The 16,304-nt window shown below is 41.6% G+C and carries 17 protein-coding genes; 12 read left to right on the top strand and 5 right to left on the bottom strand.

What is annotated here, in order from left to right:
* Positions 1-2 precede the first annotated feature (2 nt).
* The gene (locus V5M37_RS25385; protein ID WP_423799662.1) at positions 3-260 is read right to left on the bottom strand and encodes a hypothetical protein; all 258 of its coding nucleotides are present in this window, start codon (positions 258-260) and stop codon (positions 3-5) included.
* Between the two features lie 225 nt (positions 261-485).
* Between V5M37_RS25385 and prfB the strand changes: the two genes are divergently transcribed.
* Positions 486-1,587 (top strand): peptide chain release factor 2 gene (prfB, locus tag V5M37_RS25380; RefSeq protein WP_423799661.1). Its coding sequence is split into 2 segments (ribosomal slippage): positions 486-557 and positions 559-1,587, totalling 1,101 coding nucleotides; the frame shifts between segments, so codons are not numbered across the junction.
* 136 nt (positions 1,588-1,723) lie between these two features.
* On the opposite strand, the gene V5M37_RS25375 is transcribed toward prfB, so the two are convergent.
* A complete protein-coding gene (locus tag V5M37_RS25375) occupies positions 1,724-2,020 on the bottom strand; it encodes a hypothetical protein (protein ID WP_423799660.1) in 297 nt (98 codons plus the stop codon).
* Positions 2,021-2,248: 228 nt separating this feature from the next.
* Between V5M37_RS25375 and V5M37_RS25370 the strand changes: the two genes are divergently transcribed.
* From V5M37_RS25370 to V5M37_RS25330, 9 genes are all read left to right on the top strand, one after another.
* Positions 2,249-3,115, top strand: a complete 867-nt coding sequence (locus tag V5M37_RS25370) for a YitT family protein (protein WP_423799659.1) — start codon at positions 2,249-2,251, stop codon at positions 3,113-3,115.
* A gap of 51 nt (positions 3,116-3,166) precedes the next feature.
* Positions 3,167-3,499, top strand: coding sequence for a cytochrome c551 (gene cccB / locus V5M37_RS25365; protein ID WP_423799658.1), 333 nt, complete (start codon positions 3,167-3,169; stop codon positions 3,497-3,499).
* Positions 3,500-3,874: 375 nt separating this feature from the next.
* On the top strand, positions 3,875-4,561 hold the full coding sequence (gene ftsE / locus V5M37_RS25360; protein WP_213144115.1) for a cell division ATP-binding protein FtsE: 687 nt from the start codon (positions 3,875-3,877) through the stop codon (positions 4,559-4,561).
* Entirely contained in the window at positions 4,551-5,444 is an 894-nt protein-coding gene (gene ftsX / locus V5M37_RS25355) for a permease-like cell division protein FtsX (protein ID WP_423799657.1), read from the top strand. The genes ftsE and ftsX overlap by 11 nt, the downstream gene beginning before the upstream one ends.
* A gap of 114 nt (positions 5,445-5,558) precedes the next feature.
* A complete protein-coding gene (locus V5M37_RS25350) occupies positions 5,559-6,818 on the top strand; it encodes a murein hydrolase activator EnvC family protein (protein ID WP_423799656.1) in 1,260 nt (419 codons plus the stop codon).
* Positions 6,819-7,171: 353 nt separating this feature from the next.
* Entirely contained in the window at positions 7,172-8,647 is a 1,476-nt protein-coding gene (locus V5M37_RS25345) for a S41 family peptidase (protein WP_423799655.1), read from the top strand.
* Positions 8,648-8,988: 341 nt separating this feature from the next.
* Positions 8,989-10,182, top strand: a complete 1,194-nt coding sequence (locus V5M37_RS25340) for a PDZ domain-containing protein (protein WP_423799654.1) — start codon at positions 8,989-8,991, stop codon at positions 10,180-10,182.
* 286 nt (positions 10,183-10,468) lie between these two features.
* The gene (locus V5M37_RS25335) at positions 10,469-11,158 is read left to right on the top strand and encodes a Na-translocating system protein MpsC family protein (RefSeq protein WP_423799653.1); all 690 of its coding nucleotides are present in this window, start codon (positions 10,469-10,471) and stop codon (positions 11,156-11,158) included.
* An 84-nt stretch (positions 11,159-11,242) separates the two neighbouring features.
* The gene (locus V5M37_RS25330) at positions 11,243-11,938 is read left to right on the top strand and encodes a Na-translocating system protein MpsC family protein (RefSeq protein ID WP_423799652.1); all 696 of its coding nucleotides are present in this window, start codon (positions 11,243-11,245) and stop codon (positions 11,936-11,938) included.
* Between the two features lie 95 nt (positions 11,939-12,033).
* Here the strand turns inward: V5M37_RS25330 and V5M37_RS25325 are convergent, their stop codons facing one another.
* From V5M37_RS25325 to V5M37_RS25315, 3 genes are all read right to left on the bottom strand, one after another.
* Entirely contained in the window at positions 12,034-13,089 is a 1,056-nt protein-coding gene (locus V5M37_RS25325; RefSeq protein WP_423799651.1) for an ABC transporter permease, read from the bottom strand.
* A complete protein-coding gene (locus V5M37_RS25320) occupies positions 13,086-13,811 on the bottom strand; it encodes an ABC transporter ATP-binding protein (protein ID WP_423799650.1) in 726 nt (241 codons plus the stop codon). The genes V5M37_RS25325 and V5M37_RS25320 overlap by 4 nt, the downstream gene beginning before the upstream one ends.
* Positions 13,812-13,963: 152 nt before the next feature.
* Positions 13,964-14,569: a TetR/AcrR family transcriptional regulator gene (locus V5M37_RS25315; protein ID WP_423799649.1), complete on the bottom strand. Its 606-nt coding sequence runs from the start codon at positions 14,567-14,569 to the stop codon at positions 13,964-13,966.
* 235 nt (positions 14,570-14,804) lie between these two features.
* On the opposite strand from V5M37_RS25315, the gene V5M37_RS25310 reads away from it, so the two are divergent.
* Positions 14,805-15,386 carry a putative ABC transporter permease gene (locus V5M37_RS25310; protein ID WP_423799648.1) on the top strand — a complete coding sequence of 194 codons (582 nt, stop codon included), beginning with the start codon at positions 14,805-14,807 and terminating at the stop codon, positions 15,384-15,386.
* Positions 15,387-15,596: 210 nt separating this feature from the next.
* Complete coding sequence (locus tag V5M37_RS25305; RefSeq protein ID WP_378583194.1) at positions 15,597-16,139, top strand: GNAT family N-acetyltransferase; 543 nt, start codon at positions 15,597-15,599, stop codon at positions 16,137-16,139.
* Positions 16,140-16,304 lie beyond the last annotated feature (165 nt).

Here is a 16,304-nt window from a genome sequence, read left to right as displayed (position 1 = left end):
CTTTACACCTCTTTTTTCTCTATAAATTCTATATTAACCTGTGCTGCAAATAGCTCCATTAGCCGAAATGCTTGAAAAGATTCGATGCTTGGAATCTCTACATAACGGTCTATATTTTCCTCATCATCCCAGTCTATTCCTTCTTCGCCGGTTATGAGTGGGTCTTCGTCATAGACAACTTGTTTCGTCTCTAAATCCAGGTAAGACTGTCCGATATTGTTCGTTAAATATGTATCAATTAGTTCATCCAATAAATTCATATTTTACACCTGCTCATATTTAATAGTACCATTTTCGACAGATTCATATAGGAAAATACGAAGGTTTTAGGGGATAATTTCTTGATTATCGCTAAAAATGACCAAAAAAACAAATTACACCTTTTTTTGAACTTTTCCCACTTCTCAAGTTATAATGAACAAGGACTTACAAGCATTTAAGGAATACACTATAATAAACGTTATAACTTTTTAGAGGTGACGAAAATGGAATTAGCGGAAATTCGCAATGAACTTGAAATTACGGCTAAGAAATTAGCGGACTTTAGGGGGTCTCTTTGACCTTGAAAACAAGGAAGCCAGGATTGCAGAGCTAGAGGACGAAATGCTCCACCCCGATTTCTGGAATGATCAAGAAAAGGCCCAGAAGGTAATCAGCGAGGCCAATGGATTGAAGGACCAGGTTCATGAGTTTTATGAACTGCACGAATCATTTGAGAACCTGGAAGTGACCTATGAGCTGGTGAAAGAAGAAAGCGATGCCGAGTTGCAGACCGAACTGGAAGAAGAGCTTCAGCAGTTGACAGACCGGTTAGGTCAATTTGAATTGCAGCTTCTTTTAAGTGAAGAGTACGATAAAAATAATGCCATCCTTGAGCTTCACCCGGGTGCCGGTGGAACAGAGTCACAGGACTGGGGCTCCATGCTGCTAAGAATGTACACAAGGTGGGCCGAGAAAAAGGGCTTTAAGGTAGAAACCCTTGATTATCTTCCGGGTGATGAAGCAGGCATCAAAAGCGTGACCCTCGCTATTAAAGGGCACAATGCCTATGGTTACCTGAAGGCAGAAAAAGGAGTTCACCGCTTGGTAAGGATTTCGCCATTTGATTCATCTGGCCGGCGGCATACATCTTTTGCATCCTGTGAAGTAATGCCGGAACTAAACAATGATATCGAGGTTGAAATTCGGACTGAGGATTTACGGGTAGATACGTACCGTTCCAGTGGCGCAGGCGGACAGCACGTTAACAAAACAGAATCAGCCATCCGAATTACCCATCTCCCGACCGGCATTGTGGTAAGCTGCCAAACCGAGCGGTCGCAGATTCAAAACCGCGAGCATGCCATGAACATGTTAAGATCTAAACTTTACCAACGAGAAATTGAAGAGAAGGAAAAGGCGCTGTTGGAAATTCGCGGCGAGCAAAAGGAAATCGGCTGGGGAAGCCAAATTCGCTCTTACGTCTTCCATCCGTATTCCATGGTAAAGGACCATCGTACTAATGCTGAAACTGGTAACGTTCAGGCTGTCATGGATGGAGAATTGGATCAATTTATTAATGCTTACTTACGTTCACGTATTTCATAATAGGAAATAATAATTTTTAAAGCCTTTGTCGACTTAGTTGGCAAAGGCTTTAATTTTGGAAAAATATTTGCGGATCATGGTGGATTTAATGAAGATTAATGAGCGGTCTGATTGATTTATGATTATTTCGTAGAGGTTATTTTTTAGAGCCAGAAATTAATTCAAACATTTTATCATGGCTTTCCAGTTTATCTTCGATACGGCGAAAATGGCTTCTAAATTCCGAAGCGTTGTTTTTTACTGTTTCTTCTAGAGATTGAATCCGATCTTCAATTCTGTCAAAACGAGAGTTCATGAGGCTGAATTGCTGGTTTACTTGATCAAATTGCTGGTCTATTTTGGTAAATCGCTGGTCTATTTTAGCAAATTGCTGATCTATTTTGGCAAATTGCTGATTCATCTGCTCCATCATTTGCTTTATTAATTGTTCCATCATATTCACCTCCTCATTTACAGATTATAACATATCAGCAGCTAACATCCGACAAATTATTCACCTCACGGGCTATTTCAATTTCAAAAACTCTCCTTATGAAACCAATTAAAAATACAAATGCTAAATAAAAATTTACCCCTTTATCGCGTTAACCCAATGCCATTTACACCATATTTCTCCCATGCTATACTCTCAATCGGAATTTAATAAGAGAGGTATCATTTCATGAATATATTGAGCAATTTAACAAACACTTATCCAAAAACTAGAATCGCCGCCGACTACCTTTTTGTTCTGGTCGGTGCAGCCATTATTGCGATTACGTTCAACGTTTTTCTCTTGCCAAACCAAATTGCCTCGGGCGGGGTCAGCGGCATCAGCACTATTTTAAAATCTGTGCTCGGCCTTGAGCCCGCCTACGTCCAATGGGCTTTCAATATTCCATTGTTTATCGCTGGAGTTATGTTGCTTGGAAAACAATTTGGCGTCAAAACACTAGCTGGAACTGTTTTTCTACCATTTGTAGTTTTTTTAACAAAAGGTTGGGAACCGTGGACTCATGATGCATTGCTTGGTGCCTTGTTCGGCGGGATTGGCGTTGGTCTTGGTCTTGGGATTGTCTTTAGAGGAAATGCATCGACTGGCGGAACAGACCTTGCCGCACAGATTATTAATAAATACACGGGTTTTACTCTAGGTAGATGTGTCGTTATGATTGACGGCCTCATCGTCCTCACAGCGGCCATCGTTTTTGATATTGAAAAAGCCTTATATGCCTTAATCGGACTGTATGTAACCAGCAAAACCATTGATTTGGTTCAGGTCGGTTTTGGCCGGTCAAAGATGGCGATGATAATTACTAATAAGCAAGAAGAAGTTCGTGCAGGAATTTTGCATAAAATAGACCGTGGTGTGACAAAACTATCTGCATACGGTGGTTTCACCGAGCATGAACGCCCAGTTTTGATGTGTGTGGTGGATCAAACGGAGTTCACAAAATTGAAACAATTGGTCAAAACCCTTGACCCGTCTGCATTTATCGTGGTTATGGATGCCGCAGAGGTGTTAGGGGAGGGTTTCAAACGCCCATAACATTGGTATAATTAATCAGTGATGGGATTATTTACATTAGGGGGAGTAACAATGAAGAAAAAGTTGCTAACGTTGTTATTAGGAACATCATTAGTAATGGGACTCGCTGCTTGTGGCGGCGGCGGGGACAAGGACACTGGCGGCGGTGGTAAAGACACTGCAACCGGTGATGAAGCTGCTAAGATCTTTGATCAAAAATGCTCCAGCTGCCACGGGGGAGACCTTAAAGGCGGAGTAGGACCTAACCTAACAAAGGTTGGCTCTAAATACTCCAAGGATGAAATCCTAAATATCATTCATAATGGCCGCGGCGGAATGCCTGCAGGCGTCATTACTGGTGATGATGCTGACAAAGTGGCTGAGTGGCTATCTGCGAAAAAGTAAAAACTACACAAGAAACGCTCTGTTCCCATACAGGGCGTTTTTAATTTTTCACCCCCGGAAAATAGCTTAATCCTAACTACTTTTTCCAGAATCTCCTTCCCCCTAATGCTTGGACATTCAAATTATGTATGTTATCCTAATATGGTCCGTGAAGAAAATTCGACAAAAGAACATGAATTTACTAAAAATATTGTTACATGTAAAGAAACATGTCTCTTTTTGTATTTTTGAAAAGAAACTGTAATATAAATACCACTTTTTTTGACAAATTATGATGTTATAATACTATTATGCAGAAATATGCATATAGTTGTAGGTATTTTGGCCGTATTGTCGAAATTTGTAAAACAAACTTAAAACAATAGGTGATTTTATATGATAGAAATGCAGGAAGTATACAAAAAATATCCGAATGGCGTTTCCGCTATCAACGGGATTGACGTCCGGATTAATCAAGGTGAATTTGTTTATGTCGTCGGGCCAAGTGGTGCCGGCAAATCTACATTTATTAAAATGATGTACCGCGAAGAAATTCCAACCTCTGGAACAATCACGATCAATGGAGCGAATATTGCGAAGTTAAAGATGAGCAAGGTTCCGTTATTCCGTCGTAACCTGGGCGTCGTCTTCCAGGACTTTAAACTGCTTCCAACTCTAACAGTCTATGAAAATGTGGCATTCGCTTTAGAGGTTATTGAGGCGCAGCCGAAGGTAATCAAGAAACGTGTCATGGAAGTTATGGACCTTGTTGGCTTGAAGCATAAAATTAAAATGCTTCCTTCCGAGCTTTCCGGCGGTGAGCAGCAGCGTATTTCGATTGCCCGTTCCATTGTTAACTCACCAAGACTCGTTATTGCCGATGAGCCGACAGGGAACCTTGACCCTGATACATCATGGGAGATCATGAAAATTTTTGAAGAAATCAATAATCGCGGCACAACTGTCGTGATGGCAACCCACAACAAAGAGATAGTCAATACTTTAAAACATCGCGTCATCGCCATTGAAGGCGGAAGAATTGCGCGTGATGAACAAAGAGGTGAATACGGTTATGAAAATTAGAACAATTGGCCGTCACGCCCGGGAAAGTTTAAAGAGTATTAAAAGAAACGGCTGGATGACATTTGCTTCAGTTGGTGCCGTTACCGTTACCCTTATCTTAGTCGGTGTCTTTTTTGTGATTATGATGAATTTAAATAAAGTGGCCGATACGATTGAAGAGGACGTTCAAATCCGCGTTCATATCGACGTTGCTGCCAACAAGCAGGATCAGGATGCCTTGAAAGCCCAGATTCAGGCCATTCCAGAAGTGAAAAGTGTTAAATTTTCTCCTAAGGAACAAGAATTGAAAGATTTAGTTCAGAGCATGGGTGAAGAAGGGAAAGCCTTTAAGCTTTTTGAACAGGATAACCCTTTAAATGACGTGTTTATTGTAAAAACAAAAAATCCAACCGACACAATGAAGGCGGCGAAAAAAGTGGAAAAGCTCCATTATGTCGCCAAGGTCAAATACGGTCAGGACAAGGTTGAAAAACTATTTAAGTTCATTAAAGCCAGCCGAAATGTCGGAGTTGTGTTAATCCTAGGCTTGTTCTTTACGGCGATCTTCCTTATTTCCAATACAATCAAAATTACGATTATTGCGAGAAGAAGAGAAATTAAGATTATGAGGCTGGTAGGAGCGACAAACTCCTTTATTCGCTGGCCGTTCTTCCTCGAAGGATTATGGCTTGGAATTATCGGTTCAATCTTGCCGATCATCTTAATCGGCATCGCGTATTACCGGGCCTACGATTATATCAGCCCTAAGCTGGTTGGGACATTTATCAAGATCCTGCCGTTCGATCCATTCTTCTACCAGGTTGCCGGTATCCTCCTTCTAATGGGTGCCTTTATCGGAGTTTGGGGCAGTGTCATGTCGGTAAGGAAATTTTTAAAAGTTTAATATGATCAGGAGGGAACCGTATATTGTTCCTTCCTGATTTTGTGTGTTTTATAGAATCATTTGAAAAATAGGGACGATTAACCTATGAGCGAGAGAAACGAGGGAGAAATCGGAATGAAGAAGACGATAATTACGCTGACCGCTGCTGCCACCGTCGGACTTGGGACTGTCCTTGGAGGCTTGCCGCTGACAACAGAAGCAGCCTCTATTTCCAGTCTGAAGGGTGAGCAGAATAAGATCCACAGCCAGCGGTCCGAACTTAAATCAGGAATTAACGATGCGAATGCAAAAATTAATGATCTGCAAAATCAAGAAAACAATGTTCATAATGAAATTAGCCGTCTTGAAGCTGCTATGAACGACACAACGAGTAAAATCAATCAAAAAAATGCAAAGATTGACGAAACAAAGGCTGAAATCGCCAAATTTCAAGAAGATATAAAGGTCTTGCAGGAACGGATTGAAAAACGGAATGTTCTTTTGAAGGATCGTGTCCGCAGTTATCAGGCAAATGGAACTGTCATAAATTACCTGGATGTTTTGCTAGGGTCGCAGAGTTTTAGTGACTTTATTGACCGGGCAAGTGCGGTAGCAACATTTATGCAGGCAGACCAGGATATTTTAAAGCAGCACGAGGCTGACAAAGCTGAAGTGGAAGAAAAGCAGAAAAAAGTAGAATCAGATCTTGCTAGTTTAGAAACGATGGTCGCTGATTTGAAAAAGATGAACGAGCAATTAAGCGCACAACGTGCTGAAAAAGATAATTTATTGGCTGCAATAGCTGACGAAAAAGCAGAAGCACAGGAATATGTAGTGGACATGCAGGAGCAGGAGCAAATTCTTGCTGCTCAGGAGGCTGCAATTCAAAGGTCAATCAAAGCTCAGCAAGCTGCTGCCGCCGCCGCTGCAGCTGCAGCAGCCGCTAAGCCGTCCAGCAATGGCAGCAATAATGTAGCTGTAGCTGCAGCACCACCAGTTTCAGGAGGCAGCTTCACAAGACCGGCTGCTGGTGTCATTACTTCGGGATTCGGCGGAAGGGGCGGCAGCTTCCACTACGGCGTTGACATTGCCAAGGCGGGCTCTGTGCCGATTGTAGCCGCTGCCGACGGTGAAGTGTATGTTTCCCATTTCTCAAGCAGTTATGGTAACGTCGTTTACATTTTGCATAATATCAATGGTCAGTATTATACAACCGTTTATGCGCATATGAGCACGAGAATGGTGGGCGAGGGCACTACCGTGACGAAGGGCCAGCAAATCGGACTTATGGGTAATACCGGCGACTCCCACGGCCAGCACTTGCACTTCGAGCTATACAGAGGCAAATGGCAATATCACGCGGCTATCAATCCGGTGGGAATTGTGCCATTGTAAAAATAATAACTTACACAGGCGGGGCAGAGGCTCCGCCTGTTTTTTGCTAATAGGAAGTATAAATTCAACTTTGCCTCATGAACCATCCTAACGGACTCGCCAATCGGCGAGTTTTCATTTAGCTAATAAGAAAGCATAAACTTTCTGTCGAAAGCTTTATACTTTCTTAACGCATAAATTCAACTACGCCTCTGTCTTCGTCCTATCGGACTCGCCAATCGGCGAGTTTTCATTTATCCTCTCTGCCACTCATAACTCGTCCAATCCTTACATATATCTTAATAATCGGGCAGGAATTCGGAGCCTTTTTAGAAAATAGATTATTAAGCGTACTATATGAGGAGGACCTTTAAATGAATCAAAAATGGATAGCCTTGATGATGGCAGGGTCGCTGATAACAGGGGCAGGTGGCACATATGCGAGTATGCAGTTTTTAGAGAAAAAGGATGCATCCTCCCAGCTAGAACAGGCATTGATCCCGCAAAACAAGCCTAAAGCTGCCGATGTCCAGACGGCGGCATCCGAAACGGAAGCCAAGGATTTGAAAAAGGTGGAGAAGGCTTATGAACTGATCCTAGACAACTATGTCGAAAAAGTAGACCAAGATAAGCTGGTCGAGGGCGCCATCCAAGGGATGCTTTCGGTATTAAAGGATCCATATTCTGTTTATATGGATAAGGATACAGCCCAGCAATTTACACAAACCTTGGAATCCTCCTTCGAAGGAATCGGTGCCGAAGTGGGAATGGTCGACGGCAAAATTGTCATTGTCTCGCCTTTTAAAAATTCACCTGCTGAAAAAGCAGGAATCAAGCCGAATGATCAAATTTTAAAGGTGGACGGGGACTCTGTTGAAGGGCTAGACCTGAATAAAGCGACGCTCAAAATTCGCGGCAAAAAGGGGACAACCGTCACTTTGGAGATTGCCAGAAAAGGCCTCAAAGAACCATTGACAGTAAAAGTAAAGCGCGATGAAATTCCGCTTGAAACAGTGCATTCTTCCGTCAAAAAGCAGGACGGCAAAAAAGTCGGCTATATCGAGATTACTTCTTTTTCCGATCAAACAGATGAAGATTTTAAAAAGAGTTTAAAAGAGTTAGAAGATGACAAAATTAAAGGACTCGTGCTTGATGTGCGCGGCAACCCGGGCGGACTCCTCGAGAGTGTTGACGAGATTTTAAAAGAGTTTATTCCAAACGATAAGCCGTACGTTCAAATTCAGGAGAGAAACGGTGATAAGAGGCGCTTCTTTTCAACGATAACTGAGAAAAAGCCGTATCCGGTAGTCGTTCTCACAAACAAAGGCAGTGCTTCAGCTTCGGAAATTCTAGCTGGAGCGTTAAAGGAAGCGGCCGGCTACCCGATTGTGGGCGAGAAAACATTCGGCAAGGGCACTGTTCAGCAGGCGATGCCGATGGAGGACGGCAGCAACATCAAGCTGACATTATATAAATGGCTGACTCCGGATGGAAATTGGATTCATAAGAAGGGCATCAAGCCAGATGTGGCCGTTAAGCAGCCGGTTATCTTCTCTACTCATCCGCTTCAGATTGAAAAGCCGCTTGTTAAGGACATGAACAATGAACAGGTGAAGAACGCTCAGGAGATTCTAGACGGTTTGGGACTTGCTCCAGGGCGGACGGATGGTTATTTCAGTGAGGAAACTGCAGCAGCCGTAAAAGGCTTCCAGCAAAATCACGATCTTCCTGCAACTGGGAAAATTGACGCGAAAACGGCCTCCAAACTAGAAGAAGCCGCGATGAAAGAAATGAAAAAAGAGAAAAACGACCTGCAGCTGCAAGCAGCGTTGAGGCTGGCGGCGAAATAGGGTATCTTTTTGGAGCAGAGCAGCAGCCCTTGGATAGAGGGTTGCTGCTTTTTTGTGCTCCTGAATCCGGTTTGGCGGATACCATTCGTATTTTGGCGGATAGCTCAAACAGGTTGGCGGATATTAGAAAAATTGAGCGGATAACTTCATAAAATTGGCGGATATCCAGTCATATTCGGCGGATAACCGCAATCAGACAAAAAAACCACCCGCTCCAAAATAACTATTTTAAAAGTTTCTATAATCTAGCAATATGTTTTATGGTTTTAATTTGGTAAAATAAAACTTAGAGACTTTTAAATTCCATTACTAGAAACTTTGATAGAGGCAGGTGACAGGATTTGGTACAAATATGGCTTGTGGAACTTCTCAAAGGGACAGGCAAGTTATTTCTTCATCCTGTTTTATACTATCTCGTTTTCCTTGCAGGAATCTTGGGTGTGATGAGGGTAAAACGTGAACGGAAAAATTTTCATGTTCGGGCGGAGGATGCCTATTTTGAGCTGCGGCAACTGTTTCCTCTCGGGCTTATCATCGGTCTAATTCTGTCGGTCATTGTAGTCGCCGCGGGAATCGCTGTGCCATTTGCGGCAATCATGCTAATCGCGGGGACTACCCTTTTGTGGTCATTGACCACCAATGTCCGTTGGATGTCGCCGGCTTACACGGTCGGGGCTGCATTCTTTGCGGTCATCCTGTTTGCACAAAACAATTGGTCGATTCCGTTTTTTTCAAAAGCCTTTAACCAGATTAGTGACAGGATTTATCCATCCATCGTGGTCATTTTGGGTTTCCTCATAATCGCTGAAGGGATCCTTATTTTAAAAAATGGTACCAAGGGGACTTCACCAAAGCTGGTTAAGAGCAAACGCGGCCAAAGCATTGGTGCCCATGAGGTGAAGCGCCTCTGGATGCTTCCAATGCTTATGCTGGTACCAGGAAATGCGTTAAAACTGCCATTCGATTGGTGGCCGGTATTTCATTTGGGTGTGACAGAATATTCTTTTATTCTAGTACCCTTCGCCATTAGCTTTCATCAGCAAATCAAAGGGATGCTTCCAAGCGAAGCCGTTAAAAAGCATGGCCGTCAAGTGATTACGCTTGGAGTATTCATAACATTGCTTTCAGCGGCGGGCTATTGGTATCCGCTATTATCGATTGTGACAGTCGGACTTGCTGTCATCGGCCGGGAAGCTATATCATTATTCGCTTACTTAAAGGATGACAACAAACCAGTTTATTTTTCGAAAAAAAATAACGGCTTGATGATCATTGGCATCATTCCGCAATCGCCGGCAGATAAAATGGGTCTCAAGGTCGGGGAAACCATTGCGAAAGTGAACGGAATGCAAATTCGTGATGAGTCAACATTTTATGAGGCGCTCCAAAAAAATCGTGCCCATTGCAAGCTTGACGTTCTCGATACAAACGGCGAGATCCGCTTCGTCCAGCGCGCCCTTTTCGAGGGTGAACACCATGAACTCGGAATCCTTTTTGTACAGGAACAACGGAAATATGGGAAAAAGACAGGGTAATGTAATTGGGATTTAAAAAAATAGGGGTTTTTGCACCTATGAAACATTCATTCGTTAAATTTTCATCATGACCTGTTGTTATCCTATGTAAATGATGCTATGATGATATATGTCTAATGTCTTGCAGTCATTAGTTATATCATACTAACTAAAAGTATCCTTTTTTAATAATCTATAAATCATTGTGATGGTAAATGGTAGAAACTATTATTATTAGTCGTCTTGACCGTGGCCTAACTTCCTTTTTGTGAAGTTAGGCCTTTTTATTTTTATAAGGGGGATTTGAATGGTTGCAACGCAAGAAGATCTGCTATCTGTAAGCAGTTCTTTCAGTAGAATTATCAAGCAGGGGGTTGGGAAAGGCCCTGAAACATGTTATTCTGTGTTAAAAGAAAACCGTCTATACATTTATATTCGTAACTTTAAGACATCTGCAGAAGAAGTCTTAATCGACAAAAAAGAGTATAACTTGGTAATGAGATATCGATCCTCTGTAATATCTGCATTATCCAATGAGTTATTGCAAGAGGCATCTCAACTTTTAAGGATTTCCTTCGATTCCTTTCATCAAGATTGGAACTTTCATACTAACTCCGGTATTTTGTTATTAGTGGATAATACTTTCAATCCGGATGTAAAGATAGATGAAGAGTTTGAAAAGAAGTTATTTCAAACAGTACGAATGGTTGGTTCACAGCTGCATAAATTCCCGTACGACCTTAAGGTTGTCAAGTATACTCAGGATATTTGTGCGATTGAATCTCAAGAGAGCAAGCTACCACTGGAATACTTGTTATTGGAACAGGGTCAAACAGACCTATTATTAACTTATACTATAGAAATAAAAAAGGGATACTTTAAGAATAGGGGATTATTTGAAAAAATATTTAATAGGTCAATCCAGGATATATTTTTGATGTGGGATTGTAAACATAATAAGAGCTATTTGATTTTTACCTTTAACAAGGTTTATTAGTAAATAGTAAAAATCATACTGCCTGGACATGATAATGTTAAGCAGTCTTTTTTTGCCTTTGTCGAAAGAGAGGTCAAATCACTTATGTCATCAATACTGCAGCAAAAGTTAATGGATATAAGCAGCCTAACTAGCAAATTGTTAAGGAAAAGTTTTGGCCGTGGCCCGGAATCCTGCTTTGCTTACGCAAATGAGCGATTTCTAGTTTTTTACATACGAGGGTTTTTGTCTCCTTTGGAATCGACCTTGCTCGAGAACGGTAATTCAGATAACATCGAAATTTCGCGAAATATAATCATGAAAACGGTCCTGTACCAATTGAAGGCAATTATCGAATTAGAATTTGAACAAAATGTTGAATCGTTTTACCACGATTGGAATTATCCACAAAATACAGGTATGATAACGGTCCAATTTGAAGGTGAGATCGCTAAACAAAACCTTCTGAATATTGACCGCCCTATTGATTTAACGCTATTAACGGATGAAGTTGAAAGAATTAGTATTTTAGTTCAAAAAAGGCCTGAAAGAACAGAGGCAATCTTTATCTCTCCAAAAATCTATCTGGTACAGCGGGATGGAATTTTAGTTCAAATTGAAAAAAAGTTAATTGAAAAGGGATATGAAAATACACTTATGGTCGCAAAGGATGAACTAGAAAAGTTGTATTTACATCATGATAACCGCTTTGAAGAAATTTTTAATAACCCTGTCGCTGATATCTTTGTGGATTGGGACTTTAGTGAAGATAGAAGTATAATGTGTTTTGTGCTCAAGTAGAGATGAAAGTATAGATAAGGATAACTTTGATAATATTCATGTTTTATGTAAATGAAGAAAGCCGAGGGAGCCAACATCCCTCGGCTTTCCTTTTTCTACAAGGTCCGATATTTTTTCAATGCAAAGATATTTAGCACGATAAAGATGGCAGCGAAGATCACCAGAGCAATTAGGTCGCCTGAAATATCGGCTAAGCCCTCACCTTTATACATAACACTTTTCAAGGCATCGCCGGCATAATACATTGGCATGACTTTGGCGATGGCCTGCAGCCAATCGGCCATTCCCTCAAGCGGGAAAATTCCGGCAAAAAACACTTGTGGGACGACGGCGATTGGGATAAATTGCATCATTTGAAACTCAGAAGAGGCAAAAGATGATAATAAAATCCCTAAGGATAGGGCCACCAGCGCTAACAGTAAATTAATCAAAATCACATGAAAGATGGAACCGACCAGGACGATATCGAGAACATTTATAGAGTATAGGACAACAATAATGGTTTGAATGACGGCAAAAATCCCATAGCCAACCAGGTAAGCAGTAACTATTTCTGCACGGCGGATCGGCGTCGACATCAGCCGCTCCAGTGTTCCTGTTGTACGTTCGCGCAGCAAGCCGATCCCGGAAATGATAAAAACAAAAAAGAATACAAAGAAGCCAACCAGAATCGGACTCAGGACATCAAAAAAGACTGTGTCCGTATCTCCATAGACATATTTAGTTTCCATCTTTTGTCCCACTATACCCGCCAATGCCGGGTTCTGCTGAATGAGTTTGGCCTGAACAAGCGATGCGGCTGCTTGGTTGACCTTCATTTGCAAGGCCTTTGCCTTGGATGGGTCATCGTTCTGCAGTGTTAATTTCATTTTTCCATTTTCCTGTTCGAGCACACCGTCAAGGTTATCGTCCGTAATGGTGTTTTTGGCGGCTTTATCATATTCCTTTACGGTAATGTCCGCCTTTTTGAGGACTGTTACAAGACTTTCATCAATGTTGACCACACCTAATTTTGGATCAACCGTATTGCCGTTAAATAAAAAGAACATCAGGGTCAGTATTAGTAACGGGGCGACAAACATTAACCCCAGCGTCCGTTTATCACGGAGCAGCTGCTGGGCAATTCTTTTAATCAGGGCTGTAATCCTCATGACTGCTTCACCCCCGCTTTTAAAAATACCTCATCAAACCGTTCTACTTGGTATTTTTCCTTTAATTCTGCCGGCGTGCCGCTTGTTAAAATTTGACCATCGCGAACCATCGCAACATAATCGCATCTTTCCGCTTCATCCATCACATGGGTGGTCACGATAATTGTTTTTCCCTCAGCGTTTTTCAACCGCAGCAACTCATTCCAGATTGATAGTTTTAACTCTGGGTCAATCCCAACAGTTGGCTCGTCGAGGATTAAAATTTTCGGATCCTGAATCAAGGCAATCGCGAGCGACAATCGCCGCTTCATTCCCCCAGAATAAGCGGACACCCGCTTTTTTAGGTCGTCCGTCAAGTTGACCAACCCGGAAGCGTAAGCAATCCGATTTTTCTGTTCATCTTTTTTTAATTTGTAGAGCGATGCGAAAAATTTCAAATTCTCTTCTCCAGTAAGCTCGGCATATAGGGCATCAGATTGGGCCATGTAGCCAATTTCCTGGAGGATGGCGAGATTCGGCATTTTTGTGTTCAAAACCTGGATTTCACCGTTATCGGCTTTTTCCATCCCGACAATCATTTTGACGAGTGTGGTTTTCCCTGCCCCCGATGGCCCGATGAGTCCGTATAATTGTCCTTTTTCAATGGATAGGTCTACACTTTGGAGAACTACTTTTTTGCTAAAGCTTTTACTGACGTTTTCAACTTTTATGGCTGGATTCATCTTAATGATCCCCCCTTAATCAACACATTGTTGAGTTTCTATATATCCATATTAAAATGCCGACAGGGCAATTACAATGAACAATATGAGGCAAAGTGTTGATTGTTATAGAAATAGCCGTAAAATCACGCGGGCTTGTTCCGAGGAGTGAGTCAGTTTTTGATTCCGGCTACATGCCCTGGACCCAATAAAATCATTTTAGCGGCAATTAAGGCCATTTCCTCCGGGGGCTTTTTCATCCCCGTTTCCAGCCAGTGCTGAATCAGCCCTAGTTGGGCGGAACTGACAAAGGCGATCAAGTATTCCGCAGGAACAAGCATATCTTCCGAATTAAGTTTTGAAGCGATATTTTGAAAAAATTGCTGTTTGATTAATTCCTTCAGTTTAACTTGAAAGGAGGCATCCCCTTTTGGACCCAAAACTACCCTCATAAATTGGGCATTCTCCTGAAAATATTTAAATAACTTCAGAATGACAGGAAATGGCTCATCCTGGCTCGTAGAGTGAAGTGCATCTTTTGGATTGATTCCGCTTGCGTTATCTTCTATTTCTTTCAGAATTTCTTCTTCACTTTGCTCCAGCAAGTCGTATTTATCCCGGTAATGCAGGTAAAAAGTGCCGCGGTTGATTTGTGCCTTTTCAGTTAAATCCCTGACTGTGACGCCTTCGAACCCTTTTTCCTCCATTAACTCTGTCAGGGCACCACGAATTAGCATTTTCGTTCGGGCAGCTCGTTTATCATGTGTTTGGTTAGCCATTTTCAGTGCCTCCAAAAAATATTTATTTAATAAATACAATATAATAAAAGGTGCAGATATTAATCAACACAATGTTTCTTAATTGGAAAATGGATAAAAGTTTTTGGTGGAAAGTTAACGACAAAGTGAGAAAAACATTACGAAAAAATAGGTAATATAATGGTATTTACGTATATTTAGTCGAGCCTTTGCGAACTATAAACGATGGATTTTCTAATTTAAAGAGGTGATTGCGATGCTGATTAGCATAATAAATGGTATCAATGCGCAAAATGTCCTTTTTGAAGAAGCTGCCTCCATCGTTTTTTATTTTACGATCTACTCCTTTTTCGGCTGGGTGCTTGAAAACAGCTATAACTTCTTTACAAAAGGAATTTTTATCAAACCAAATTTTTTGTACGGGCCGTTTAAACCGATGTATGGCTTTGCGCCTGTACTGCTAGTTTTGCTAACTAAACCGGATTCCCATTGGGTTCTCGTGCTGCCGCTATGTTTCACGATTCCCACTTTGGTGGAATATATAAGCGGGGTCCTGCTCCAGAAACTTTTCAGACAACAGTGGTGGGATTATTCCGGCACTCCCATGCAACTGCACGGCCACATTTGCCTGCCATTTTCCCTTTGCTGGGGTGTGCTCTCGCTCCTATGTCTAAAATGGATTCATCCTGCTGTTATCAAAATGTTTGAGGTTTCAGAAACGCTATGGAACTGGACATGGCCTGCCCTCATGTTATACTTCATCGCTGATTTAGCGCTGACAGTACGGAAGTACATACGGGGGCCTGAAACTATTAGCAATCTTGACACTGTGGAATAGCGGGTACCGTTCCCTGACATCCTTAACAGTATTGAATAACTCCAGTCGGTAGCCGGACCGCATAAGTCACACTAGCATTGTGTAAATGCTCCTTTTTTCGCAAGAAGAAGGAGTTTTTTTCATGAGTGTATAATTTTGTTTATATAGATTTTTATGATGGCTGGTGCATATGTTAATAGAATAGAAGCGGGATCGGAGAGTGGAAAAATTATGAGACTGGAAGGAAAGGAGATTTATCTTCGCTTTTTGGAGGAAAAGGATGCGAAAGCGATGACGCAGCTTACGATTAAAAACCGCGAGTTTTTTCAAGAAACTTCACCTAAGCGAAGTGAGCACTTTTACTCCTTTGAGCACCAATTGAGGTCGATACGGTTTGTCATCCAGTGCCGGGAACTAGAAACGCAGTATTCGTTTGGGATCTTCTTAAAAAAAACGAATGAGTTAATTGGCGATATCGAATTATTCGATATCGTTAAAGATTCATTTCAAAGCTGTTATGTCGGTTACAGCCTTGACCGTCAATACAACGGTAAAGGATATATGACGGAAGCAGTGAAGCTTGTAGTAAATTATGCTTTCAAGGAACTCGGACTCCATCGGATTGCCGCAGGTGTCATGCCTTCCAATATTGGCTCCATCCGCGTTCTTGAAAAAGCCGGTTTTGAAAAGGAAGGCATTGCGCGGAAAAATATTAAGATTAATGGGAACTGGGAAGACCATCTTCAGATGTCGATTTTAAATGAAATAGAGTAGAAGAGAAGAATCAGACGCTTCTCTTCTTCTGTTTTTATATAAAAAACCATTTTGAAGTAAATTAACAATAATTATTGGACAATGGGAGAGTGGTTCCTATTTATAAAAAACAAGAACGGATGCTAGTTTGGCTCGCCTTTATAGTTGCAGCCGTCTTGGCACTAT

It is taken from the genome of Neobacillus sp. SAB-20_R2A (assembly GCF_049568635.1).
Taxonomy (GTDB): Bacteria; Bacillota; Bacilli; order Bacillales; family Cytobacillaceae; genus Neobacillus; species Neobacillus citreus.
Note: the sequence above shows the minus strand (reverse complement) of the source record. Positions and strands in the feature narration are given on the sequence as shown.